At 70.2% G+C, this 23,169-nt stretch carries 21 protein-coding genes and 1 pseudogene; 14 read left to right on the top strand and 8 right to left on the bottom strand.

Going from position 1 to position 23,169, the window contains the following annotated elements; genetic code table 11:
• Positions 1-15 precede the first annotated feature (15 nt).
• Both ACFYZZ_RS17100 and ACFYZZ_RS17095 read left to right on the top strand, forming a co-directional pair.
• Positions 16-2,601: a bifunctional FO biosynthesis protein CofGH gene (locus tag ACFYZZ_RS17100; protein WP_389176296.1), complete on the top strand. Its 2,586-nt coding sequence runs from the start codon at positions 16-18 to the stop codon at positions 2,599-2,601.
• Between the two features lie 60 nt (positions 2,602-2,661).
• Positions 2,662-3,234 carry a hypothetical protein gene (locus ACFYZZ_RS17095; protein ID WP_389176294.1) on the top strand — a complete coding sequence of 191 codons (573 nt, stop codon included), beginning with the start codon at positions 2,662-2,664 and terminating at the stop codon, positions 3,232-3,234.
• On the opposite strand, the gene ACFYZZ_RS17090 is transcribed toward ACFYZZ_RS17095, so the two are convergent.
• The 3 genes from ACFYZZ_RS17090 to ACFYZZ_RS17080 form a co-directional block, all read right to left on the bottom strand.
• Positions 3,227-3,772, bottom strand: a complete 546-nt coding sequence (locus ACFYZZ_RS17090; RefSeq protein ID WP_389176292.1) for a DUF2165 domain-containing protein — start codon at positions 3,770-3,772, stop codon at positions 3,227-3,229. The genes ACFYZZ_RS17095 and ACFYZZ_RS17090 overlap by 8 nt on opposite strands.
• 158 nt (positions 3,773-3,930) lie before the next feature.
• Complete coding sequence (locus ACFYZZ_RS17085; RefSeq protein WP_389176290.1) at positions 3,931-4,116, bottom strand: DUF397 domain-containing protein; 186 nt, start codon at positions 4,114-4,116, stop codon at positions 3,931-3,933.
• Positions 4,113-4,928 carry a helix-turn-helix domain-containing protein gene (locus tag ACFYZZ_RS17080; RefSeq protein ID WP_389176288.1) on the bottom strand — a complete coding sequence of 272 codons (816 nt, stop codon included), beginning with the start codon at positions 4,926-4,928 and terminating at the stop codon, positions 4,113-4,115. The genes ACFYZZ_RS17085 and ACFYZZ_RS17080 overlap by 4 nt, the downstream gene beginning before the upstream one ends.
• A 93-nt stretch (positions 4,929-5,021) precedes the next feature.
• Here ACFYZZ_RS17080 and ACFYZZ_RS17075 point away from each other — a divergent pair.
• The 4 genes and pseudogenes from ACFYZZ_RS17075 (at position 5,022) to ACFYZZ_RS17060 (ending at position 7,133) form a co-directional block, all read left to right on the top strand.
• Positions 5,022-5,447, top strand: a pseudogene (locus ACFYZZ_RS17075) (ATP-binding protein).
• A 227-nt stretch (positions 5,448-5,674) separates the two neighbouring features.
• Positions 5,675-6,454, top strand: coding sequence for a helix-turn-helix domain-containing protein (locus ACFYZZ_RS17070; RefSeq protein ID WP_389176286.1), 780 nt, complete (start codon positions 5,675-5,677; stop codon positions 6,452-6,454).
• Between the two features lie 74 nt (positions 6,455-6,528).
• Entirely contained in the window at positions 6,529-6,876 is a 348-nt protein-coding gene (locus ACFYZZ_RS17065) for a DUF6247 family protein (RefSeq protein WP_389176284.1), read from the top strand.
• Positions 6,873-7,133 (top strand): hypothetical protein, encoded by a 261-nt coding sequence (locus ACFYZZ_RS17060; protein ID WP_389176282.1) that lies wholly within the window; start codon positions 6,873-6,875, stop codon positions 7,131-7,133. The genes ACFYZZ_RS17065 and ACFYZZ_RS17060 overlap by 4 nt, the downstream gene beginning before the upstream one ends.
• Before the next feature lie 33 nt (positions 7,134-7,166).
• Here the strand turns inward: ACFYZZ_RS17060 and ACFYZZ_RS17055 are convergent, their stop codons facing one another.
• Entirely contained in the window at positions 7,167-7,619 is a 453-nt protein-coding gene (locus tag ACFYZZ_RS17055) for an SgcJ/EcaC family oxidoreductase (RefSeq protein ID WP_389176280.1), read from the bottom strand.
• 95 nt (positions 7,620-7,714) lie between these two features.
• Between ACFYZZ_RS17055 and ACFYZZ_RS17050 the strand changes: the two genes are divergently transcribed.
• Positions 7,715-8,215 (top strand): MarR family winged helix-turn-helix transcriptional regulator, encoded by a 501-nt coding sequence (locus ACFYZZ_RS17050; RefSeq protein ID WP_389176278.1) that lies wholly within the window; start codon positions 7,715-7,717, stop codon positions 8,213-8,215.
• A gap of 18 nt (positions 8,216-8,233) precedes the next feature.
• Here the strand turns inward: ACFYZZ_RS17050 and ACFYZZ_RS17045 are convergent, their stop codons facing one another.
• Positions 8,234-9,262 (bottom strand): alpha/beta fold hydrolase, encoded by a 1,029-nt coding sequence (locus ACFYZZ_RS17045; RefSeq protein WP_389176276.1) that lies wholly within the window; start codon positions 9,260-9,262, stop codon positions 8,234-8,236.
• Between the two features lie 106 nt (positions 9,263-9,368).
• Between ACFYZZ_RS17045 and ACFYZZ_RS17040 the strand changes: the two genes are divergently transcribed.
• Together ACFYZZ_RS17040 and ACFYZZ_RS17035 are read left to right on the top strand one after the other, a co-directional pair.
• Positions 9,369-10,109, top strand: a complete 741-nt coding sequence (locus ACFYZZ_RS17040; RefSeq protein WP_389176274.1) for a TetR/AcrR family transcriptional regulator — start codon at positions 9,369-9,371, stop codon at positions 10,107-10,109.
• 95 nt (positions 10,110-10,204) lie between these two features.
• Positions 10,205-11,320, top strand: a complete 1,116-nt coding sequence (locus tag ACFYZZ_RS17035; RefSeq protein WP_389176272.1) for an ADP-ribosylglycohydrolase family protein — start codon at positions 10,205-10,207, stop codon at positions 11,318-11,320.
• Positions 11,321-11,351: 31 nt separating this feature from the next.
• On the opposite strand, the gene ACFYZZ_RS17030 is transcribed toward ACFYZZ_RS17035, so the two are convergent.
• The 3 genes from ACFYZZ_RS17030 to ACFYZZ_RS17020 all read right to left on the bottom strand — a co-directional run bounded on the left by ACFYZZ_RS17030 (position 11,352) and on the right by ACFYZZ_RS17020 (position 14,500).
• Positions 11,352-11,984, bottom strand: coding sequence for a lipocalin family protein (locus ACFYZZ_RS17030; RefSeq protein WP_389176270.1), 633 nt, complete (start codon positions 11,982-11,984; stop codon positions 11,352-11,354).
• 39 nt (positions 11,985-12,023) lie between these two features.
• A complete protein-coding gene (locus tag ACFYZZ_RS17025; protein ID WP_389176268.1) occupies positions 12,024-13,595 on the bottom strand; it encodes a sodium:solute symporter family protein in 1,572 nt (523 codons plus the stop codon).
• Positions 13,596-13,711: 116 nt separating this feature from the next.
• Positions 13,712-14,500 carry an SDR family oxidoreductase gene (locus ACFYZZ_RS17020; protein ID WP_389176266.1) on the bottom strand — a complete coding sequence of 263 codons (789 nt, stop codon included), beginning with the start codon at positions 14,498-14,500 and terminating at the stop codon, positions 13,712-13,714.
• A 92-nt stretch (positions 14,501-14,592) separates the two neighbouring features.
• Between ACFYZZ_RS17020 and ACFYZZ_RS17015 the strand changes: the two genes are divergently transcribed.
• The 5 genes from ACFYZZ_RS17015 to ACFYZZ_RS16995 all read left to right on the top strand — a co-directional run bounded on the left by ACFYZZ_RS17015 (position 14,593) and on the right by ACFYZZ_RS16995 (position 23,166).
• Positions 14,593-15,438: a hypothetical protein gene (locus tag ACFYZZ_RS17015; RefSeq protein WP_389176264.1), complete on the top strand. Its 846-nt coding sequence runs from the start codon at positions 14,593-14,595 to the stop codon at positions 15,436-15,438.
• Between the two features lie 345 nt (positions 15,439-15,783).
• Positions 15,784-16,170, top strand: coding sequence for a hypothetical protein (locus tag ACFYZZ_RS17010; RefSeq protein ID WP_389176262.1), 387 nt, complete (start codon positions 15,784-15,786; stop codon positions 16,168-16,170).
• Positions 16,171-16,178: 8 nt separating this feature from the next.
• The gene (locus ACFYZZ_RS17005) at positions 16,179-19,907 is read left to right on the top strand and encodes a HEAT repeat domain-containing protein (protein WP_389176260.1); all 3,729 of its coding nucleotides are present in this window, start codon (positions 16,179-16,181) and stop codon (positions 19,905-19,907) included.
• Between the two features lie 266 nt (positions 19,908-20,173).
• On the top strand, positions 20,174-21,127 hold the full coding sequence (locus ACFYZZ_RS17000) for a hypothetical protein (protein ID WP_389176258.1): 954 nt from the start codon (positions 20,174-20,176) through the stop codon (positions 21,125-21,127).
• A complete protein-coding gene (locus ACFYZZ_RS16995; protein WP_389176256.1) occupies positions 21,124-23,166 on the top strand; it encodes a protein kinase in 2,043 nt (680 codons plus the stop codon). Before ACFYZZ_RS17000 ends, ACFYZZ_RS16995 begins: the two co-directional genes overlap by 4 nt.
• Positions 23,167-23,169 lie beyond the last annotated feature (3 nt).

Raw genomic sequence — 23,169 nt, 5'->3', positions numbered from 1 at the left:
ACGTATGCTCAGAGAATGACGACTTCCGCGACCTCCGGGACCGGCCCGACCGAGAACGCCATGCGTCGCGCCCTCAAACGTGCCCGGGACGGCGTCGCCCTCGACGTCTTTGAGGCGGCGGTGCTCCTGCAAGCCCGCGGCGAGGCTCTGACCGACCTCGCCGCGTCCGCCGCCCGGGTGCGTGACGCGGGCCTTCAGGCGGCGGGCCGGCCCGGTGTCATCACCTACTCGAAGAGCGTCTTCATCCCCCTGACCCGGCTGTGCCGGGACAAGTGTCACTACTGCACCTTCGTCACCGTCCCGGGCAAGCTGCGCCGGGCGGGCCACGGGATGTTCATGTCCCCCGACGAGGTGCTCGACGTCGCCCGCAAGGGTGCCGCCCTCGGCTGCAAGGAAGCCCTGATCACCCTCGGCGACAAGCCGGAGGACCGCTGGCCGGAGGCGCGCGAGTGGCTGGACGCGCACGGCTACGACGACACCATCGCCTACGTCCGCGCCGTCTCCGTCCGGATCCTGGAGGAGACGGGCCTGCTGCCCCACCTCAACCCGGGCGTGATGACGTGGACGGACTTCCAGCGGCTGAAGCCCGTGGCCCCCTCGATGGGCATGATGCTGGAGACGACGGCCACCCGGCTGTGGTCCGAGCCCGGCGGCCCGCACTACGGCTCCCCGGACAAGGAACCGGCCGTACGGCTGCGGGTGCTGGAGGACGCGGGCCGCTCCTCGGTGCCCTTCACCTCCGGCCTGCTGATCGGCATCGGCGAGACGTACGAGGAGCGCGCGGAGTCCCTGTTCGCGCTGCGCAAGGTGTCGCGGGCCTACCACGGCATCCAGGAGCTGATCATCCAGAACTTCCGCGCCAAGCCGGACACGGCGATGCGCGGCATGCCGGACGCCGAACTCGACGAGCTGGTCGCCACGGTGGCGGTGGCCCGGCACATCATGGGCCCGAGCGCCTGCCTCCAGGCCCCGCCGAACCTCGTGGACGCCGAGTACGAGCGGCTGATCGGCGCCGGGATCGACGACTGGGGCGGGGTGTCCCCGCTCACCATCGACCACGTCAACCCGGAACGCCCCTGGCCGTTGATCGAGGAACTCACCGAGCGTTCCCGCGCCGCCGGCTTCGAGCTGCGCGAACGCCTGTGCGTGTACCCCGAGTTCGTCCGCCGCGGCGAGCCCTGGCTGGACCCGCGCCTGCGCCCGCACGTCGCCGCGCTGGCCGACCCGGAGACCGGCCTCGCGCTGCCGGACGCGGTGGTCGAGGGGCGCCCGTGGCAGGAGCTGGAGGAGGCCTTCGTGCCCAGCGGCCGCACGGAGCTGCACCGCACGATCGACACCGAGGGCCGGACGGCCGATCGGCGTGACGACTTCGACGAGGTGTACGGCGACTGGGAGGCGCTGCGTGAGGCGGCGGCGCCCGGCATGGCGCCGGAGCGCATCGACACGGACGTACGCCAGGCGCTGCGCACGGCCGCCGACGACCCGACCCGCCTGACCGACGCCGAGGCCCTGGCCCTGTTCCACGCGGACGGCCCGGCGCTGGACGCGCTGTGCCGGGTGGCGGACGACGTGCGCCGGTCGGCGGTGGGCGACGACGTGACGTACATCGTCACCCGCAACATCAACTTCACCAACGTCTGTTACACGGGCTGCCGCTTCTGTGCCTTCGCGCAGCGCAGGACGGACGCGGACGCGTACACGCTGTCGCTGGAGCAGGTGGCGGACCGGGCCCAGCAGGCGTGGGACGTGGGCGCGGTCGAGGTGTGCATGCAGGGCGGCATCCACCCCGACCTGCCCGGCACGGCGTACTTCGACATCGCGAAGGCGGTCAAGGAGCGGGTCCCCGGCATGCACGTCCACGCCTTCTCACCCATGGAGGTGGTGAACGGCGCAACCCGCACCGGCATGTCCATCCGCGAATGGCTGTCCGCCGCGAAGGAGGCCGGTCTCGACTCCGTCCCCGGCACGGCGGCGGAGATCCTGGACGACGAGGTCCGCTGGGTGCTGACCAAGGGCAAGCTGCCGGCGGCCACGTGGATCGAGGTGATCACGACGGCCCACGAGCTGGGCATCCGCTCCTCCTCGACGATGATGTACGGCCACGTGGACCAGCCCCGCCACTGGCTCGGCCATCTGCGCACGCTGGCCGGGATCCAGCAGCGGACGGGCGGCTTCACGGAGTTCGTGACGCTCCCCTTCATCCACACGAACGCCCCGGTGTACCTGGCGGGCATCGCACGCCCCGGCCCGACCACGCGCGACAACCGGGCGGTGACGGCGATGGCAAGGCTCCTTCTCCACCCCCACATCCCCAACATCCAGACAAGCTGGGTCAAACTGGGTGCGGAGGGTGCGGCGGAGATGCTCCGCTCCGGTGCGAACGACCTGGGCGGCACGCTGATGGAGGAGACGATCTCCCGCATGGCGGGTTCGTCGTACGGCTCGTACAAGTCGATCAGGGAGCTGGTGGCCGTGGCCGAGGCGGCCGGCCGGCCGGCGAAGCCCCGCACCACGCTGTACGGGCCGGTCCCGGAGGAGCGCCGGAGCGCGGCCGAGGCCTCCGACGGGCACCTGCCGGATCTGCTGCCCGTCCTGGACTGAGTACGATGATCCGACCCCTGTGCTGAGAAGGGGGACCCGTAGCGGAGGAGATGCGTACCCGTGGCTGCCCGACTGCCCTCGTGGGCCTGGGTCTCCGGTCTGACGGCCGGGGCGACCGCGGCCGTCGTCTTCCTGGCCGTACAGGCGGAACACGGGCCGCGTCCCACGGCCGCGACGGCCAAGCCCAGCGCGTCGGCGTCGGCGTCGACGGGCGCCCACGCGCCCGCGAAACCGAAGACGCCGGCCGAGGCGACCCTGCCGGACGCGTCCGGCACGGGCCGCCGGATCGTCTACTCGCTCGGTGCGAAGCGGGTCTGGCTGGTCGACGCCACCGGCAAGCCGACCCGCACGTTCACGGTGTGGCCGGGCACGGTGAACCCGCAGCCCGGCCGCTACTCGGTCACCCTGCGCATCCAGTCCCTCAAGGGCTCGGACGGGGTCCAGATCGAGCACGTCATGTACTTCACCAAGGTGTCGGGCGTGAACATAGCCTTCTCCAACGCCCTCGACGGCGCCTCGCCGCCGCCGGCGCCCAGCAGCCAGAAGCTGGGCGGCATCCGCCTCCACAAGGAGGACGGAGCCGCGCTGTGGGCCTTCGGCGAGCAGGGCGCCAAGGTGGCGGTCGTCAACTAGCGTCCCGCCGGCCACCCCCCGGCAGCTGGTTGACGATCAAGGCGACCCCGCTGAGCAGGAACACCCGGGTGGCGGCGTCCAGCCCGTTCCAGGTCTTCGACTGCCACATCGAGAACCACTCACCACCGATCGCGATGAACCCGGCACCGAACAGCAGCACCAGCATCAGCAGCCCGTAGGTGGACCAGCGCCGGGCCCGGTCGTGATCCCGCCGCGTCCACAGCCAGGTGCCCCAGATCAGGACGAGCGCGGCGACGCTCTCCCACACGATGATCGCGACGTACGCGGTGTCCTGAAGCGCGGTGCTGGTGATCGCCCGCCACATCAGGTCGTCGTCCTTGAAGGTCGTGTCCATCGCGAGCACATGCCGCACGAACTGCTGGTTCGTCCCGAAGTCGGTGATGTTCCCGAGGGCGACCAGGGCGATGTAGAGGGCAAGTATGCCGGTGAGCACACCGGCGGCCAGGGCGACAGCGCTTCGAGAGGTGCGGCTGGTGTCAGCGGTGTTAGCGGTGTCAGCGGTGGGGGTGGTGGTCATGGCTGGATTCTCCCCTGGGGGAGGGTGAGTTCTCCCCACCGCTTTGCGCCAGAGTGGGTCCGCGCGGGCATCGGACGCCATTCGTCGTCCACTGGCGGTGGGGCGACGTCGTCGCCACACTTCGGGCTCACGGCGCGGTCACCTCGACGGCGGGCGCGCTATGCGGAGTGGGCCGCAAAGTCCAGGAACTCCGTCCAGGTGGCGTCCCTGAAGGCGAGTTGGGCGCCTTCCTTGGTCTTGGAGTCGCGGATGTGGATGGTGGCGGGGGTTATGGCTACTTCGACGCAGTCGGGACCGTCATTGCTGCTGTAGCTGCTCTTGAACCACATCAGCGTGGAGGTCATGTCTCTTCTCCCAGTACTTTCTTGATGAAGGCCTGCGACTCCCGGGGGGATAGAGCCTGCGAGCGGATCATTCCATAGCGCATCTCCAAGATCTGCGCTTCCCGGGGATCACTGACCAACCGACTGTGCAGTTGGACCTCCAAGTGCCCCAGCGTCTTACCCTTCTGGAGCTTCAGGAGCCGGAAGGGCCCAGCCATGCCCGCATGCTCCTCGTCACGGTCGGTGGGCATCACCTGGATGATGACGTTCCTTAACTGGCCGATCTCCAACAGGTGTTCGAGCTGCTTTCGCAACACCATTGTGCCCCCGATGGGTCGCCGCAGCGTCACCTCTTCCTGGACGAACGTGATCAGTGGCCGGGATGCCCGATCGAAGACGGCCTTTCGAGCCATGCGCGCTGCGACGAGGCGGTCGATCTCGTCCTCCGAATAGGCAGGCCGCCGCATCGCGTACAAAGCCTGGGCGTACTCCGGCGTCTGCAGCAGACCGTGGATGTGGTGGTTCGAGTAAGCCCCCATCTCGATGGCCTCGTCCTCCAGCTTGGCCAGATCCCGAACGTTCTTGGGATACCGCGCCCTCTCCACGTCCTCCTTCATCGCGGACAACTTCCCGCCCGCGCCCGTCACTTCATCGGCCTTGTCCAGGAAGTCCGGCTTGGGAATCCGGCGCCCGCGCTCCACCGACGAGACCATCTCCTCGCCGTACCCGATGGCATCGCCCAGCTCGGTCTGTCGCATCCCCGCGGCCTCGCGCCACATCTTGATCTGCCGGCCGACCGCCCTGAGTACGGCCTCGGCCTCCTCGTCCTCCACCTGCACCCCTCCACGTACGAGCCGTACGACTACGCGAACCACCCGGACAGTCACCCTGCGTACCGCGGTCGTCACTGTTCAGAGTAGGGAGGTATGGCCACGCTGGGTGACGTGAATCAGAAAACCCACCTCAGGGTCCAGCTGTCCGCCACCCGCAGGGGTGCCCGTCTCGCCCGTCTCCTCACCGAGCGTCAACTGGACGAGTGGGGCGTACCGTTCGAGGAGGCCGCGCAGGTGGTGGCGGAGCTGGCCGCCAACGCCGTACTGCACGGGCGGGTCAAGGGACGGGACTTCCGGCTCGGCCTGAGGCTGCACGACGACGGCACGCTCCGTATCGAGGTGACCGACGCCCGGGGTGACCGGATCCCGTGAACCCCGGACCCGGCAGACGGGGCGGCGGAGTCCGGCCGTGGACTACTGATCGTGGCGGCCTGTGCCCACCGCTGGGGCGTGGACGAAGCACCCGCCAACGCCAAGACGGTCTGGGCCGAACTCACACCGGGACGTGGCGGGGCGTGACCCGGCGGCTCCCGACGCAAAAGACCAAAGAACCGGGGAAAGAACCAACCCCACCCCCACCGCCCCCGTCGATCACCCGCCGGAGTGAATATGCCCAACGCAACTGGCGTGGCGGGGCAGTTGTGGTGCAACGTCGGCGAAAGCAACCCCCAGACATGCATCGGCCCTCGCCGGGACTGCCATCCCACTGCGAGGGCCTGATCACCAAGGAAGAAGAGAGCTTCCCGATGACTGACAAGCAGCGTAACGCGCCCGCGCGTCCGAAGACCCGGCATTCCTCCGGCGTCACCCACGTGAACGAACCCCACCACGACAACTTCACCGTGGTCGGCAATCACCTGGCCCAGCATCCCGAACTGTCCCTGGTGGCCATCGGCCTGGCGCTGCACATCCAGTCGTTGCCGGAGGGCACCCCGATCGGTATCAAGGCGCTGGCGGCAAAGTTTCCCGAGGGCGAGATCCGGATCGCGGCGGCTCTTCGCGAGCTGGAGGAACACGGATACCTCGCGCGTCCCAGGGAGCGTCTTCAATCGGGGCAAGTGACGACCCGGACGATCTCGTACAACAGGCCCAGGGCCGCGGTGGCCGCCGCGGCCCCGGCCGCCCCTGAGCCCGCGGCCGTGCCGAAGGCTCCCGCATCGTCCGGCAAAGCCAGTGAACTGCTGGTTGGCCTCCGTGCTCACGACTCCCGCCTTCTCCTCACCGAGCGGGACGTGATCCGCCTGGCTCCGGCCGTCTCCGAGTGGCTGGAGCGAGGTGTGCCACCCACGGCCGTCGTACGCACCCTGACGACCGGCCTGCCCCAGGACCCGATCAAGCACCCGGCGGCCTTCCTGCGACACCGCCTCACCAGCCAGCTGCCACCGCACCTCCCCACTCCGGCTCCCGGTCCGGTACCTCACCGCCCCTCCCCACTCCAGACCTGCGACGGCTGCGAGCGAGCCTTCCGGGCCCCGCACCCGGGCCGGTGCCGCGACTGTCGTGCGTCAACCGTGGCCGTGGCATGAGCGCCACGTCCCCGGCGTACTGCCGATTCCACCGGTACCGTACGAGGACCGAGTCACCCGCACCGGAGGTCATCGTGAGCGCCCAGACCGACGGCCCGTACGGACCGCTGATCCCCATGCCCGAGCTGACGCCGGACGCATTGCGGGCGGCGGTCGCGCGCATCGCTCCGAGTCGGGTCCCGGCCCTCACGCAGCACCTTTTCGAAGCCACGACCAATGCGCAGCAGACCCAGAGCCTGGCGCCACTGCGCGCCTTCGTACACTCCTGGGCCGTCTTCGTGGCGATCGAACGGCATCCCGAACGCGCTGCCCGACTCAGGGAGTTGGAGCGGATCGTGGATGCGGGGGAGCAGGACCCGGCGGCAGCCATCGCGGAGATCCGCGTGATCCGCGAGGTAGCCGAGGCGGAGGCGGGGCTGTGACGGACTGGGCTTGGGACTACAACCCGAGCGCCGAGTACGTCACGGGAGGTTTGCCGCCAGGAGCGGTGGCGGAGGTGGAGCGGCTCGCGGCCGAACTCGCCACACTCGGTCACGACGCCGTCAAGGTGGGTCGGCCTCTCGACCGTGAGGGCGGACTGCGCGAGTTCGACATTCTCGGCGGTCGCGGCTTCATCAGTTTCCTTGCCGTACCTCGCCATGAATGCGTCTATGTCTGCAACGTCACGTGGTACGGCTGACCTCGCCCTGACGCCCTCGGCGCTGCACGGAGTTCACCGCTCGGCCGCCGGGACGAGCCCCGGTGCGAACCGGTAGGAGATCGACTCCATCAGCGGCCTGCGCTTGGTGTTGTGGAAGGCCGCGATGCGCCACGCGCCGTCGCTCCCGCGGACCAGGGTGTACGTCTGGATCTTGCTGAGCTTGTGCGGCCGCTTGGCCTTGTAGGTGTCGCCGCGCCCGTTGACCACAGCCGTGTCCGGTCCTTGGAAACGGATGTCGATGACCTCGTCGGCGAGCTTGGTGCCCTTGAGGAAGCCCGTCCACAGGGTGCGGTGGCTGTCCACGATGTCCTGGCGCCCCTGGTAGAAGGTGCCGACGTAGGTGACGTAGGTGGCGTCCGGGGTGAACAGCTCGCCGTAGGCGTCGGCGTCGTGCCGCTCCCACGCGGCGACCAGGTCGTCCAGTACGGAGGTGATGGCGGCGACGTCGTGGGTGGCGTTCGACATGGTGGAGGTCTCCTCTGCTCGCTAGACTGCATGCAGAATCTGAACGAAAGCAGTATCTGCATCCGTGCAGATAAATTTAGGAGGGAACTCCGGTGATGGCAACCCCTGTGGGCGGCGGGGACGAGCACGTGATCTTCCGCCAGTACCTGGACGCGGTGGGCCTCCAGGGTCTGGCCAGCGCGGAGGCCGCCGGTCTGCACACGTCGGAGTGGTACGCGCTCAGCCTGATTGCGGCGGAAGGCGGGCTCACCTCGGGTGAACTGGCCACCAGGACCGGGCTGACCACCGGTGCCACCACGCGCCTGATCGACCGCCTGGAGCGGGCCGGGTACGCGCGCCGCACCGCCGACCCCAAGGACCGCCGGCGGGTGATCGTCGAACCGGTCCCGGACGCGCTCGGCCGGATCGAGGAGGTCGTGGGCCCCGCCCGCCGCCACATCGCCGAGATCCTCGCCCGCTACACCCCTGAGCAGCGCGCCGTGCTCTTCGACTACTTCGAGCACGCCGCACCCGCGTTCCGTGCGGCCACCGAGGAGATCCGCAAGTCGGTGGCGCCCAGGCGCAGGAGGGCCACCCGGCCCGAGGGTGGCGGCTGACCCCTGCGCCACGGTGCTTCAGCGCACCGCCGCGTCCCCCGTCACCACGGGCCGCACCTTGCTCAGCATCAGGTCCAGGAACTGGTCCGGGTGCCGGAACGATGCGAAGTGGCTCGCCTCCTTGATGAGGGCGAAGTCCTTCACGGGGGCCGTGACCTCCTCGTGGAAGCGGCGGGCCGGCTCCGGTGGGGTCAGGACGTCGCTGTCACCCTGGAAGAGGAAGAACGGGAGGCGGAAGGACGTGCCCTCGGCTCGTTCGTCGACCGTCATCGCCTGCGGGCCCAGCTGCTCGGAGAAGTTCATGCCCTTCAGGTACGAGCGCAGCCCGCGCAGGTTGTGGAACGGGGAGAACCAGAGCGAGCGGATCACCACCGTCTTCATCGTGTCGTAGGTCAGCGGGTCGGTCGTGACGGCGATCTTCGCGTGCTCCGACCACTCGTGTGCGGACCAGGCCGTTTGGTCCGGGCCCATCGCCACCACCTTCGCCAGCTCCTTCTTCTTGCCCGCCTTCTCCAGCCGGGCCAGCAGCGCCTCGTAGGACGACGAGGTGTCGCGGCCGCCGCCGATGATGTTCTGGTCGGTGCCGACGTACGCCGAGTACAGCTCGGGGTGGTTGCGGGCCAGCCGCAGACCGGTGACCGTGCCGAAGCTGTTGGCGACGAGGAGGAGCTTGGCGACGCCCAGGCGGTTGCGGACGTGTTCCGTCACCTCCAGGGCGTCGGCGTAGAGGCGGTCGAGCGTCATCTCGCCCTGGCCGGCCGGGCCGCCCGCCGCGAACGTCCTGCCCGCGCCCCGCATGTCCCAGCGCACGATCGTGAAGTGCCGCTCCCAGGCGCGGGTGCGTGGGACGAAGACCAGGTTGGAGGCGCCGGGGCCGCCGTGGATCTCCAGGATCACGGGGTTCGACAGATCCTCGCCGCGGATGGAGATCCACTGGTCGATGCCGCCGATGCGGACGTACGACCCCTCGTCGATGCCGTTCGGTGTGGTGATGCGCAGTTTCTTGGTGAGCGACGCGCGCTTGAGGGCCCGGTAGGTGAGCAGCATGAGTGTTCCCCCTAAACTGTTTATGCCGTCAGCAGTTGTGTTTACGATATATACAGTTGGTGGGCGGAGTCAACGGGCTTCGTCCGGACCGAAGGGGAGGGACCGCATGGCCGCCCGGAACAAGGAGCAGGACAAGCCGCGTGACCCGCGGGCGAGCCTCGCGCTGCTGTGGGGCGAGCAGGAGCAGCCCACCCGCGGGCCCAAGCCGAAGCTGTCCCCACAGCGGATCGCCGCGGCCGCCGTCGAACTGGCCGACGGGGAAGGGCTGGACGCCGTCTCGATGAGCAAGGTGGCCGGCGGGTTCGGCGTCTCGGCGATGGCGCTGTACCGGTACGTCCCGGGGAAGACCGAACTCGTCGAGCTGATGGTGGAGGCGGTGCTGGCCGAGGGCCCGGATCTGTCGGGTGTGCCGGGCGGGGACTGGCGGGCGGGGGTGCGGGAGTGGGTGCGGCAGTGTGCGCGGGTCTACTCCGCCCACCCCTGGCTGCTCTCCGCCACCGCGATGCGCCGCCAGGTCATGGGGCCGCGGCAGCTGCGCTGGCTGGATGCGGCGCTCGCCGCCCTCGAACCGACCGGCCTCGGCGCCGCCCAGCGGCACCAGGTGTTCCTGCTCCTCGTCGGACTCGTGCGCAACCTCGCTCAGCAGGTGTCCGACCACGATGAGGAGCAGGACCGGGAGTGGGACCGGCTCACCGGCGAACTCCTCGCCCGGCACGCGGACCGCTTTCCGGCCCTCACCAAGGCGATCGCCGAGGGGGCCTTCGATCCGGCCGGTGTCGACCCGCTCGACTTCGGCCTCGACCGGATTCTGGACGGGGTCGAAGGGCTCATAGCTGTGCGGGAATGACCGGGCGGGCATGATTTGCCCCCGTGAATCGACCGCCCCTGGTCGATTACAGTGCTGAGCGTCGTACGTACGGACGGTGCCGTGAGGAGGTCTGAGTGAGTACGACTTCCGTGGCCGTCTGGGGGCGCGCCGAACAGCAGGACTTCCGCAGCCGGGTGCGCGGCACCCTGCTCGGTGTGGCCGTCGGCGACGCGCTCGGTGGGCCTGCCGACGCGCTCGCCCTGGACGAGATCCGTTCCGTGTACGGCGGGGAAGGCCTGCTCGACCTGGCCTTCGGGCACGGGCGGCGCGGTACCGTCACCCACCACACCCAGCTCACCCTCTTCACGGTGGACGGGCTGATCCGCGCCCAGGTGCGCCGCGACACCGGCGCCTGGCATCCGCCGACCGATCTGCACCGGGCGTATCTGCGGTGGGCGGCCACCCAGCGGGACTGGGGGCCCGACGAGCGCCGCAAGGACGACGGCTGGCTGGCGCGGGAAGAGTGGCTGTACGCCCGGCGGGATCCGACCCGGGCCCTGCTCGTCGGGTTCGGCGACGAGACCATGGGCACGCTGGAGACCCCTAAGAACCCCGGCGAACTGGGCCCCGAGGCCGTGGCCCGCTCCGGCCCCTTCGGCCTGCTGGTCGGCTGGGAACCCCAGCTGGTCATCCAGCTGGCCGTGGAGTGCGCCGCCCAGACTCACGGCCACCCCATCGCCTACCTCTCGGCGGGCGCGTACGCCGTCATCGTGCACGCGCTCGCCCGCGGGGAGAGCCTGGACGGCGCCGTGCAGCGGGCCCTCGCCCTGCTCGCCGTCCGCCCCGGGCACCAGCCCGTCTCCGACGCCCTCCAGCACGCACTCGGCGCGGTACGGCAGGGGCTGCCCGGTCCGTCCCGGGTGGAGGAACTGGCCGGTGACGGCACGGCGGACGGTCTGCTGGCCGCGGCCGTGTACTGCGCGCTGGTGGGGGAGGACGTACGCCACGGCCTCTGCCTCGCGGTCAACCAGAGCGGCCCCTCCGCTGCGGCGGGCGCCCTCACCGGCGGCCTCCTCGGCGCCCTCCACGGCGAAACGGCCCTGCCGCCGGCCTGGCTGGCCGAGCTGGAGGGCCGCCCGACGATCCTGGAACTCGCCGACGATTTCGCTATGGAGATGACCCAGGGGCCTGCACTGCACGGGCCTGCGGGGTCGTCGCCCGGGTGGCTGGCCCGCTACCCACGGGCCTGAGTGCGGGCGCGGGCGCCGGCGGCCAGGGGCTCTAAGCCCGGGTGCAGGTGTGCTCCGTCGTGCTGCCGTTCGCGTCCACATGCCTGATGTGCAGGACACCGTTGGCGTACATCACCTCCAGCCGCTGACCGGAATTGGTGCCGGATGTCCCGGGCGGCTGCCAGGGGAGGACCTGGTTCGCAGAGCTGCCGACCGACGCGGGGACGCCGGAGGCGGCGGCGCTCTGTTCGCCGGAGCTGTCACCGCCCATGTCCTCGGGGACGCTCATCACCAGCCGCCCGCCCTGGAGCGCCCAGGTGCCCTTGACCGACTTCCCGCCGGCGCCGTTCAGCGTCCAGACGCCGTCGTCGACGACCGCGGAGAACGAGACTTTCTCGCCGCCGGGCATCGTGGAGGTGACCTTCCAGGTGCCGCGGACGAAGGCCGCGAACGCCTTGCCGGTCACCCCGGGGGCGGGGGAGGACGACGAGCCGCCGCCGGAGCCCCCCTTGGTGCCGTCGCTCCCGTCGCCCGTGCCCTTGCCCTTGCCCTTGGCCGCGGACTCGTCGTTCCCGTTACCCCTGCACGCGGCGAGCAGCGACGCACCGACGCCCACGGCGAGATAGCGCAGGGCGGTACGGCGGCCCACCGTCCGGGAGGCCGCCCGTATTCCGTCCAGACTCATCGTTTCCCCGTTCCTGCCTGTTGAAGATCAACCGGCAGATTACAGGGGCTGGTTGGGCGCCCCCACGACGTCGTCGCCCGCTCCGGCCGGCACCGGTACGGCAGCCACGCCGTCCCCGTCCGTGTTGACCTTCTCGATGACGGCCAGCCGCTCGGGGGTGTCCTCCGGCTTCAGGTAGCCGATGAGGATGTACAGGACCAGGGAGACCGCCAGCGGGATCGAGACCTGGTACTGGAGCGGGACTCCGCCGTCGACGTTCCAGTTGATGGGGTAGTTGACCAGCCAGAAGGCCAGCAGGCCCGCCGCCCAGCTGGTGAGTGCCGCCGTCGGGCCGGAGCGGCGGAACGGGCGGAGCAGACCCAGCATCATCGGGATCGCGATCGGGCCCATGAGACCGGCGACCCACTTGATGACGACCGTGATGATGTCCTTGAAGGCAGGGGAGTTGACCTGTGTCGCGACCGCCATGGACAGGCCGAGGAAGACGACGGTCGTCACCCGGGCCGCGATCAGACCCGAACGCTCGGTCCACGACCGTGCCTTCGCCGACACCACCGGCGCCACGTCCCGCGTGAAGACCGCGGCGATCGCGTTCGCGTCCGAGGAGCACATGGCCATCGTGTGGGAGAAGAAACCGACGATGACGAGGCCCAACAGGCCGTGCGGCAGGAGTTGTTCGGTCATCAGGGCGTACGAGTCCGAGCCGTCCGGCTTCTGCGCGTGGACGAGCAGCGGGGACATCCACATGGGGAAGAAGAGGACGACCGGCCAGACCAGCCACAGGATCGAGGACAGGCGTGCCGAGCGCTCGGCCTCGTACGCGCTGCCCGTCGCCATGTAGCGCTGGGCCTGGTTGAGCATGCCGCCGTTGTACTCGAAGAGCTTGATGAACAGGAACGCGAGCAGGAAGACCGTGCCGTACGGGCCGACCAGTGGCTTGCCGTGGCCGTGCAGCGCGGGCTCGTCCCAGGCGCCGAAGAAGCCGATGTTCTTGTCGTCCAGCTTCAGCACGACCGCGACGAACATCGATATGCCGGCCAGCAACTGGATGACGAACTGGCCGAGTTCGGTCAGCGCGTCCGCCCACAGGCCGCCGATCGTGCAGTAGACGGCGGTGATGGCGCCGGTGATGAGGATGCCCTGGTTCAGTGACACCCCCGTGAACACCGACAACAGGGTCGCGATCGCCGCCCACTTGGCGCCCACGTCCACGATCTTCAGCAGCATGCCCGACCAGGCGAGCGCCTGCTGCGTGGGCAGGTTGTAGCGGTTCTTCAGGTACTCCAGCGGGGAGGCCACATGGAGCCGGGACCGCAGCCGGTTGATGCGCGGCGCGAACAGCTTGGAGCCGATGGCGATGCCGAGCGCGATCGGGAAGGACCAGGTGATGAAGGAGGTGACGCCGTAGGTGTAGGCGATCCCCGCGTACCCGGTGAACATCACCGCGCTGTAGCCCGACATGTGGTGCGAGATGCCGGACAGCCACCAGGGCATCTTGCCGCCGGCCGTGAAGAAGTCGCTGACGTTGTCCACGCGCTTGTGCGACCAGACTCCGATCGCGACCATCACTCCGAAGTAGCCGATCAGCACGGCCCAGTCGAGACTGTTCATGTGCTCGATCGTGGGTGCGTCCACGTGAACACGACAAGCAAGTGTAAGGTCAAGTCAGGGTAAAGATGTTCGGTGAGATGACTGTCGTTCAGCTACGTGAACATCTGGATGAGCGGCTATCGCATCAGCTCCCCCGCATTGACCAGCAACGACTGCCCCGTGACGGCCCTTGCCCGGTCCGAGGCCAGGAACACCGCCGCGTCGGCCACGTCCCCGTCCGTCGCCAGCTCCGGCAGCGCCATCCGCTCCGCCAGCCGCCCGAGCACCTCCGCCTCCGGCACCCCTTCCGTGTGCGCGGTGAACTGGACGTACGCCTGCACCGGCGGCCCCCACATCCAGCCCGGCAGCACCGTGTTGACCCGGATCCGGTCCGGCCCCAGCTCCCGTGCCAGTGAGTACATCGCGCTGGTCAGCGCCCCCTTCGAGGCGGCGTACGCAGCCTGCTTCACCTGCGAGGGCGCGGCGATCGCCGACTGCGTCCCGATGAACACGACGGATCCGCCGCCCGCCGCCCGCAGAGCCGGCAGGCACGCCCGCGTCATCCGCAGCGTCCCCAGCAGGTTCACGTCGATGACCGACTGCCAGGTCGCGAAGTCCGCGTCCTCGACCCCGCCGAAGTAGGAGTCCCAGGCGGCCACGTGCACCACCGCGTGGACGGCCCCGAAGCGTTCCCGCGCCAGCGCGGCCAGCGCCTCGCACTGCCCCTCGTCGGTGATGTCGGTCGCCCGGTACGCCGTGTGCCCGCCGGCCGGATCGATCTCGGCCGCGCTCTTGGCGAGGTTCGCCTCGGTGCGCGCCCCCAGCACCGCGTTCCCGCCGTCCCGTACGACGGCCGCGGCGACCTGATGGCCGAGCCCGGCCCCGACCCCGGAGACGACGACGGTCTTGCCTGCGAGCAGTGACATGGCGGACCTCCAGCTGTCCTGGCTCTGGCGCATCATCTGACGGGGCGTCAGAGTATGGGTGAGTGGAGGAGGACGGAAGGGGAGCAGCGTTCATGTCCGAGGAGACCGACACCCGTAGCGAGACGTACGCCGAACTGGCCGCCGTGGGCCCCTATGGAGCCGACCTTGGCCACGCCCTCATCACCATGGTCGAGCCACATCCCGGCCGGGAGCGCGAATACAATCGCTGGTACGAAGATGACCACTTCATCGCCGGCGCGATGGCCATGCCGTGGATGTACGCCGGGCGCCGCTGGGTCGCCACGCGAGACCTGCAACTCCTGCGCTACCCCCAGACCTCCTCCGTCGCGCAGCCGGTGACGGCCGGATGCTACATATCCGTCTACTGGATCACCGCAGGCCGCTACGCCGACCACATGCGGTGGACCGTCGGCATCAACAAACGCCTCAACCGCGACCACCGCGTCTTCCAGGACCGCACGCATGTTTTCACGGCCTTCCAGGACCATGCGGCGACGATCTACCGCGACGGTGGCGAGGGCCCTCGCGACATCCACGCCCTGGACCACCCCTACACCGGGCTCGTCGTCCAGGTCATCGACACCTACTCCCCCGCCAGGCGCGCGGACCTGCTCGCCTGGCTGTGCGACGACCACCTCCCCAAACGGCTGGCGGGCTCACCCGCGGCGATGGTGACCGTCTTCGCGCCGACGTCGCTGCCCCTGGATCGGATGACCTACGTCAAGCAGGTCGAGGGGGTCGGAACCCGGCTGACCCTGCTGTGGTTCCTCCAGCGCGACCCCCGCGACACCTGGCCCGAGCACTTCTCGGACCTGAACACGGCAGTGGCGGCTTCGGGGCTGGGTGACGTGCAGTTCGTCGCACCGTTCATACCAACGGTTCCCGGTACGGACCGATACGTGGACGAGTTGCGATGAGCCCTCCGGGGCCAGGCGCACCCGCGCCTGCATCACGCCTGTGACGATGCCGTCGCCGCGTCACTCGGCACCGACGCCGCATTCGTCAGGGGTTGGGAGCGGTGTACGGCGGATGGTGGACGGCCGTCCAGCCCCTCGGCCCTGTTCGACCCGCGCGATCGCTACGGGCGCCTCCTAAGTTGCTCTCCATCACTGTCGGAACGTTGGTAGGAGCCCCTACAGTGGTGCGCCCCCGGGCAGAAGCCGGGAAACCAGGCTTATTTCAGGGAAAGAGCCAACATGACACCAACACCTACGCGCCGGTTATGGCCCTGGGTCGTGGGGTTTGTCTGCGGAGTCGCGATCGTGGCCTTGATTGTCGTGGCGATCGTGACGGACCTGGGCACGGCGGGTGCCGTCGCCAGTGTGGTCAGCGGAGTGGTCGCGCTGGCCGGTCTCACCTTATCCGTGTTCACCCTGGTGACGGCGGGCAACCGCACCGGTGGCACGGTGAGCGCCGGCGGCGAACGGGCGGTCGCCGTCGGGGGCAACGCCGGGCGGGTGATCACCGGTGACCACACCACGGTCCTGCCCACGACACCGGCACCGGCTCCCGCGGCCGCTCCCCCCGTCACTCCCCCGGCGACGCCCTCCCCGGCCTCCCAGCCGGACGTGTCGGCGTCGGGAAACCGCGCTGCGGCGGTGGGCGGCAACGCCGAGGAGATCATCACGGGGGACGGTACGCACCTTTGATACGTCGCATGACCGGTCTGTTCCGCCGCCGCTCCCCGGGCGCGGACGCCGCGACGGCCCTGGAGGCACCCACTTCAGGGCCGTCGGCCGCCTCGCCGGAGCCGCACGTCCCTGCATCACCCGTCCCCGCATCGGCCACTCCCGTCACCCCGGCCGTTCCCCTTGTCCCCGGCACCCCCACCGTCACGGCCCAGGCGCAGGGCGACCGGTCCGTCGTGGTCGCCGGGGACGCCGGCCTCGTCATCAGCGGTGACGGAAACGTCCTGCTCACCGTGGCCCCCGGCACGACGCCCGAACCGTCCCCCAAAGAGATCGACGCCGCGATACGCAAGTACGCGCACCGCATGCGCGAAACCTACGGACGCCTCGACCTCGCTGTGATCACCCCGCTGGACGACCAGCACGCGCAACCGGTCGTCCGCCTCCAGGACGTGTTCGTCCCTCCCCTGGTGCGGGCCGAGTCCCGGCCGGTGGACCTGCCCAGGGACCTGGTCCGGCGGCTGCTGGAGCAGGGTGAACTGCTGGCGGATCAGCTCACCTGGCCGACGGACGCGCTCACCTCCGTCCGCGCGCGCGGCGCTCACCTCGGGCGGCTCCGCCAGTCCGTGCTCTCCCTGCTGGCCGCACCGGGCAACCGCTGCGTCGTCCTGCTCGGCAATCCCGGATCGGGCAAGTCCACCGTCGCGCGATACGTGGCCCTGACACTCCTGGCCGACGCCGAACCACCCCGCCCTGCTTCAGGCGGACGGAACACCGCCCTCGACGCGCTCGCCGGCACCCTTCCCGTCATCATCGAGCTGCGCCGCTTCGCCGAACCGCGCTGGCGTAAGGTCGGCTTCGAGGACCTGCTGCGCCATCTGCACAGCGAGGAGGGGCTGTCCGTCCCGTACGAGGTCCTGCGCCTGCGGCTGGACCAGGGCCGGGCCCTGGTCGTCTTCGACGGTCTCGACGAGATCTTCGCTCCACGTCTGCGCCAGGAAATGGAGCGCAGGATCGCCGAGTTCGCCAGGGCCAACCCACTGGCCCGGGTCGTCGTCACCTCCCGGACGATCGGGTACGAGGACGCGGTACTGGACGAGGCCGGGTTCGGGCACCACGTGCTACAGGATCTCGACCAGCCGCAGATCGAGACGTTCGTCCGCCGCTGGTACGCGATCGCCTGCCCGCACGATCCGGGACTGGCCGACCAGTTGAGCGGCCGGCTTGTCGGCGCGCTGCACCGGTCCCGGCAGATCAGGGAACTGGCCGGCAATCCGCTGCTGCTGACCATCCTCGCCATCATCGGCCGGCGGCGTTCGCTGCCCCGGCACCGCCGGGGCGTCTACGACCACGCCGTGAGCGTGCTCGTCGCGCACTGGGACCTCGACGCGAAGTTACTGGACGAGGCGCTGCCGGCTGCCGTGGCGGACGTACTGGGGCCCGACGAGCGCATGGAACTGCTGGAGTTCCTGGCCCGCCGCATGCAGGAGGGCCGTTTCGGCATCGCCGGCAACCAGATCCACAGGAGCGAACTCCAAACCGTGTTCCGGGAGTTCCTGGAGCAGTACGCGCTGCCCGAGCCGGACGTGCGGGCCGGTGCCCGCGCGCTCCTCGCCCATCTGTGGCGACGCAACTTCATCCTGGCACGGTACGGCGGCGACGTGTACGGCTTCGTCCACCGGGCCTTCCTGGAGTACCTGGCCGCCCGGGACATCGCCGCCCGCTACCGGGACCGGCGGAGCTGGACCGGCGTACAGGACCTGCTGGACGACGTCGTCACCCGGCATGCCGCCGACCCCTCCTGGCGCGAGGTGCTGCTGCTGCTCGCCGGCCAGCTGAACGACCGCGAGGCGGCGGCCATGGTCGAGCACCTGCTCGCCCTGTACCGTCGCAGCGCCAACCCCGGCATCCTCGTCCTGGCGACGCGCTGTCTGGCCGAGTTCGGCCGGCCGCAGCTGCTCGCCGCGCAGAGCAGGATGGTCGTCGACGAACTCACCACCGCCCTGTCGGTCGGCCCCGGTGACGGTCTGAGGGAGCTGGGACCGGTCCTCGCCGGTCTGCCCGAGTCGTGGGAGGGGCGGGCCCGTTACCTGCGCTGGTTCCATCTGAGCGGACAGTTCGTCCCCGAGTACCGCTTCTACGAGGACGGCGGGCTGGTCATCTCGGAGGAGTCCGCCGCCGCGCACCTGGCCTGCCACCTGTACGAGGACCCGGCCCGGCTGCGGACACTGGCCCGCTTCCACGAAGGCGGCGGCATCCGGGCCGCCGCCCTGCGGGTGCTGGCCGAGCACCGCCCCCGGGACGGACGCGGTCTGGAACTGGTGCTCGAACGCGCCGTCACCGATCGCGACGACCGTGTGCGCCGTACCGCGCTGCAGGTACTGGGTGAGCACTGGTGGCGCGAGGAGCCGGTGCAGGCGCTGCTGCGGCGACGCGTCGCCGAAGAGTCCAGCGACTACGCCCGCGGTGCCGCGCTGACGGCGCTGGCCCAGCGGTGGGCGGACGACGAGCGGACTCCCGAAGTGCTCTGCGCGCAGGCCGAGAACGCGGGGTCCGCCCATGTGGCGCGGATCGCCTTCGGCCTTCTCGGACAGCACTGGGCCGACCGTCCGCAGGTACGCGCGCTCGCGTACCGCGCACTCGGCTCCGCCGTCGGCGCCGTACGGGCCGGTGCGCTGCGGATGGTCGCCGAGCATTACGAGCCGCGCGAGCACGTTCCGGCGCTGTTGCGCGAGCGCGCCGCCTCCGACCAGGACCCGCTCGTCCGTTCCACCGCGCTGACGCTGCTGGCCGAACGGTGGCCGGAGGACATCCTGGAGCCCGGCCTGCTGCGGGAGCGCGCCGTGGAGGACGCCGCGCCCTCGGTGCGCCGGGCCGCGCTGCGCGCACTGGCCGACCGGTGCGCCGCCGACCCGGACGTATGGACGTTCCTGCTGAGCAGGGTCGCCGAGGAGCCGCGAGGCGGGGCGCGCGCGTTCCTGCTGCGGTTGCTCGGCGAGCGGCGGCCCGACGACGAGCGGGTGGCCGCCGTGCTGCTGGATCACGCGGCTCACGACCGCAACGGGGCGACCCGGCTGGAGGCGCTGCGGATCGTCGCCGGACGGCGGCTCACCGACGAGCGGGCCGGGGATCTGCTGCTGGTCCGCGCCGTCGAGGAGGGGGACCCGCTGCTGCGCGCCGCCGCGGTGCGGTTGCTGGCCGGTCAGTGGCCCGACGGCGACCCCCGGGCCCGGCGGCTGCTGCTGGAGCGGGCGGTGGACGACCCCGACAGCCATCCCCGGGTGGTCGCGCTCCAGGTGCTCGGCACCCAGTGGCCCGAGGATCCCGAGGTGCGCCGCCTGCTGGTCGAGCGGGCCGTCGACGACTGCGCCGCCCGGCCGCGCGCGACGGCGCTGGACCTCCTCGGTGAACGGTACCCGCAGGACGAGGAGGTGCGGGCGCTGTTCGCCGACCGGGCGGCGAACGACCTGGCGTGGCACCCGCGTGAAGCGGCCTTCCGGCACTGGTTGCTGGGCCTGGAGGAGGAGGCGGCGTGGGCCCTGGTCCGCGACCGGGCGCGCCACGATCCCGATCCCGCTCTGCGTGAACTGGCGATGCGGATGCTGGTCTGGCAGTGGCCGCACCTGCCGGGGACGGCGGAGGCGGTGGAAGAGGCGTTGCGGCACGAGCAGCCGCGGCCGGTCAGGGTGCCGGCCGGGAAACACCATGCCGTTCTCACCGCCCTGCGGGAGCGGCCGGGCGCCGGGGACGTGGCCTGAGGTGGGCGGCCGGCGCCGGACCGGCCGTACCGGTTTCACCGTTTTCATCGAAAGACCGTTCCGGAACGGTTGTTTTCGGCAAAATGGCAAGGGAAAGTCCGAGGGAGGGGCACGGCGGCGGGGGGTCGCCGAAAGAGTACGAGGCTTCGTACTGGCCGCCGCCCGGCTGGCGGTGCTGGAATTGCCGCCACGGGGGCAGGGCCCGTGGCGCCGGGGGTTCACGCAGAGTACGTCGGCTGCGTGAGTTCGCCGTCGACCGTGACGGCTTGGCTCTCGTCTCTTCGTTTCTCGTCTGCGACGGCTGTTCATGCCGTCATGCCGACCGGTGCTTTCGCGCACCTTCGGTGAAAGATCATGCGTGGGGGTTGATCATGCACACTACGTTTCGCGGTCGGCGACTGCGAAGAATTCTTCTTTCCGGTTCGTTTCTGATCACTGCGTCGGCCTGTGCGGCGTGCTCCCCGTCGGGGAGTTCCGGCTCCGGGGCGGCCGGCATCAGTGACGACTCCTTTCCGGCCGCGACCCGGCCCGGCGCCGTCGTCGTGGTCTGCCTCGACACGTCCAGTTCCTACCCCACCGCCGAGCGTGAGTCGGCGCGGAACGCGGTCGCCAAGGCCTTACCGAAGCTCGTCGTTCCTGGTCGGAAGGCCAGCACGGTCTACGTCTACACGATCGGCGTCAACACGTACGGCAAACCGCCCAGGCTGGAGTTGAACATCCCGGCCCTGCGGGACAAGCCGGCCGCCGTCGGCACGAGTTCCGGTCCCCTTCAGGGCAGCCGGGTGTCCGGAAACGCGGAGAAATTCGTCGAGCGGTGGGGCGAACTGCGTGATCAGGCGCTCTCCGCCGCCCGGACCGAAGGGCGGCGGCTGGGCGCCCTGAAGGTGTCGGCATCCGAATCGGGAACGGATCTCGGCGGCTGCCTCAAGAACGCGTCCGAGCAGTTCGCCGACCCCTCCCGGAAAGGCCCCCGCCACCTCGTGATGGCGTCCGATCTGGACCCCAACGGATTGCAGCAGCAGTCCACGGCGCGCATGGCCGGAGCGACTGTGTCGGTCGTCGACTTCACCTGTTCGCAGGCCGTCCGGTGCGACGCACGGAAAACCCGGTGGACGAAGAAGTTCCGTGAACTCGGCGCTTCCGCGGTCGCTATCACCCGTCCCGGATATCCCGAGCACCTTTTCGAGGACTCTGCGGGTTCCACGGGAGGCGGCGCGTGAGCGGCATTCCGGTCATCGTCTGGGCCGGCGTCGCCTGTCTCCTGCTGCTGCCGCTGTCCGCCTTCCTGCGCAGGCAGTTGCACACCATCGCCGTCGCCGTGGCCCAGTGGTGCGCGTACTGCTTCGGACTGGTGACGGCGGATCTGCAGGCAGCCGCCGACAACACCGGCCGCGCGGTGTCCGCCGCCCGGCACGGCATCTCCAAGGGCGGCTGGCCGGTGTGGCCGCTGATCGCCGCGATCATCGCGGTGACCGGGGCGTTCCTGTTCGTCAGGTCCGAGTACTACCTGGTCTCGCTGACCGCCAAGGCCATCTTCGCCCCCGACCAGTACGACGCCACCAAGGGCGTGATCCACGCCAGCGGCCCGGAACTGGAGATGGCCAAGTCGGTGGCCTGGGTCTTCGTGGGCGGGACGCTGGTGCTGGGCGGACTGCCGTTCGTCCTGGCCGACCGCAACTCGCACCGGGTCGGCCCGCTCGACCAGCAGCCGCGCAGCGTCAAGCGCGCCGTCACCGGCGCGGTCTACGTGCTGTCGGTGGTGGCCGTGGTGGGCTCGATCATCCTCGGCTGTTACCGCGCCTACCTGACCACCAGCGGGAACAGGGCCGCGACCGGAATGGACAGCGTGGCCGCGTACGCGGCCGGCGGCGCCACGGCCGCCATCACCAGCGTGGGGTCGCTCGCGGTGGGTTGGGCGGTGGACTACGCGCTGATGGGCGTGTGGCTGCTGCTCGTGGCGCTCGTGCACGTGGTGTTCCGGCTGGCCCTGCTGCCTGCCCGCATGGTGACCGACCTCGCGCACCGCAACGCGTCGGTCATCACCCCCACCACCGTGGAAGCCGTGGCCCGGCTCGGCGGCGCGGGCGCCTCCCGGCGACGGCGGTCCAGGACCGGCGTCCAGATGGACGACGAGGACCCGTCCGGGCGGGCCGGGGAACGCCCGGCCGAGAGCATCAGTGACGACGTGGACGCACCGGTCATGGTGGTGCCGCCCGGCAGCACCTTCGCCGGCCGGTGGCAGGTCGTGGACAACCTCCCGAACGCCGACACCCCCGGGTACGCGGCCGCCGTCCTGCTCTGCCGGGACCTGCGCCAGGCGGGGACACCGGCCTCCTTCGTCATCAAGCTGCTGTCGAAGGAGGGCCGCAACGCCAAGGAGTGGCGCAGGGAGCTGGAGGCCGCCGAGAAGGTGCGCAGCGACTGGGCGGTCAAGGTGCTCGACAGCGGCGCGACCGGGAAGTGGCTGTGGACGGTCACCCCGCACTACGTACCGGGTTCGCTCGCGGTCTACGGACGCGGCGTGGTCAGGACGAGGCCCCTGAACTGGTGCCTGACCATGGTCGAGCAGCTGCTGTGGGGACTCGACGCGGTCCACGAGCAGGACATCGCGCACCTGGACATCAAGCCGCAGAACGTCCTGCTGTCCTGGGAGGGCGACGAACAGCGGAATCTGCGCCCCGCGCTCGCGGACTTCGGCCTGGCCAGGCAGTTCTCGCAGGCCAACTCCACCCAGAGCGACCGCCCGCGTGGCACCCCGTTCTACATGTCCTACGAGCAGATGACGGTGACCAAGTCCCGCGACGACCGGTCCTCCCTGTCGGACATCTACGCCATGGGCAGCCTGCTGTACTGGCTGATCTCCGGCAAACCCGCTCTGTCCCGCGAGGCCAACGCCCTCTCCGAGGACCCGGACATGATGCACATCGCGGAACTGATGAAGCGCAACCACCGCCCGGCACGGCTGGACGAGCTGGTCACGGGCCTGCCGAAGAACGTTGCGGACCTGGCCGACCAGTGGCTGTCCTACGATCCGCACCAGCGCCTCACCGAGCAACACCAGCGCCTCACCGAGCAAGAGGAGGCGACACCGGCCAAGAACGCGCTGCTCATGCTGCGCCAGGTGACCCGGGAACTGATGAGGGACGATCCGAACGCACTGGACATGCCCGTCGGACCGGACATCGCGCTCAGCGGTCTGCCCAGCGGCGCGGAGGAGAGCCTCAGCGACGAGGCGGACACCGAGACGGAGTCGGAGTAGCCG

Source organism: Streptomyces sp. NPDC001816 (assembly GCF_042892235.1).
GTDB lineage: Bacteria > Actinomycetota > Actinomycetes > Streptomycetales > Streptomycetaceae > Streptomyces.
Note: the sequence above shows the minus strand (reverse complement) of the source record. Positions and strands in the feature narration are given on the sequence as shown.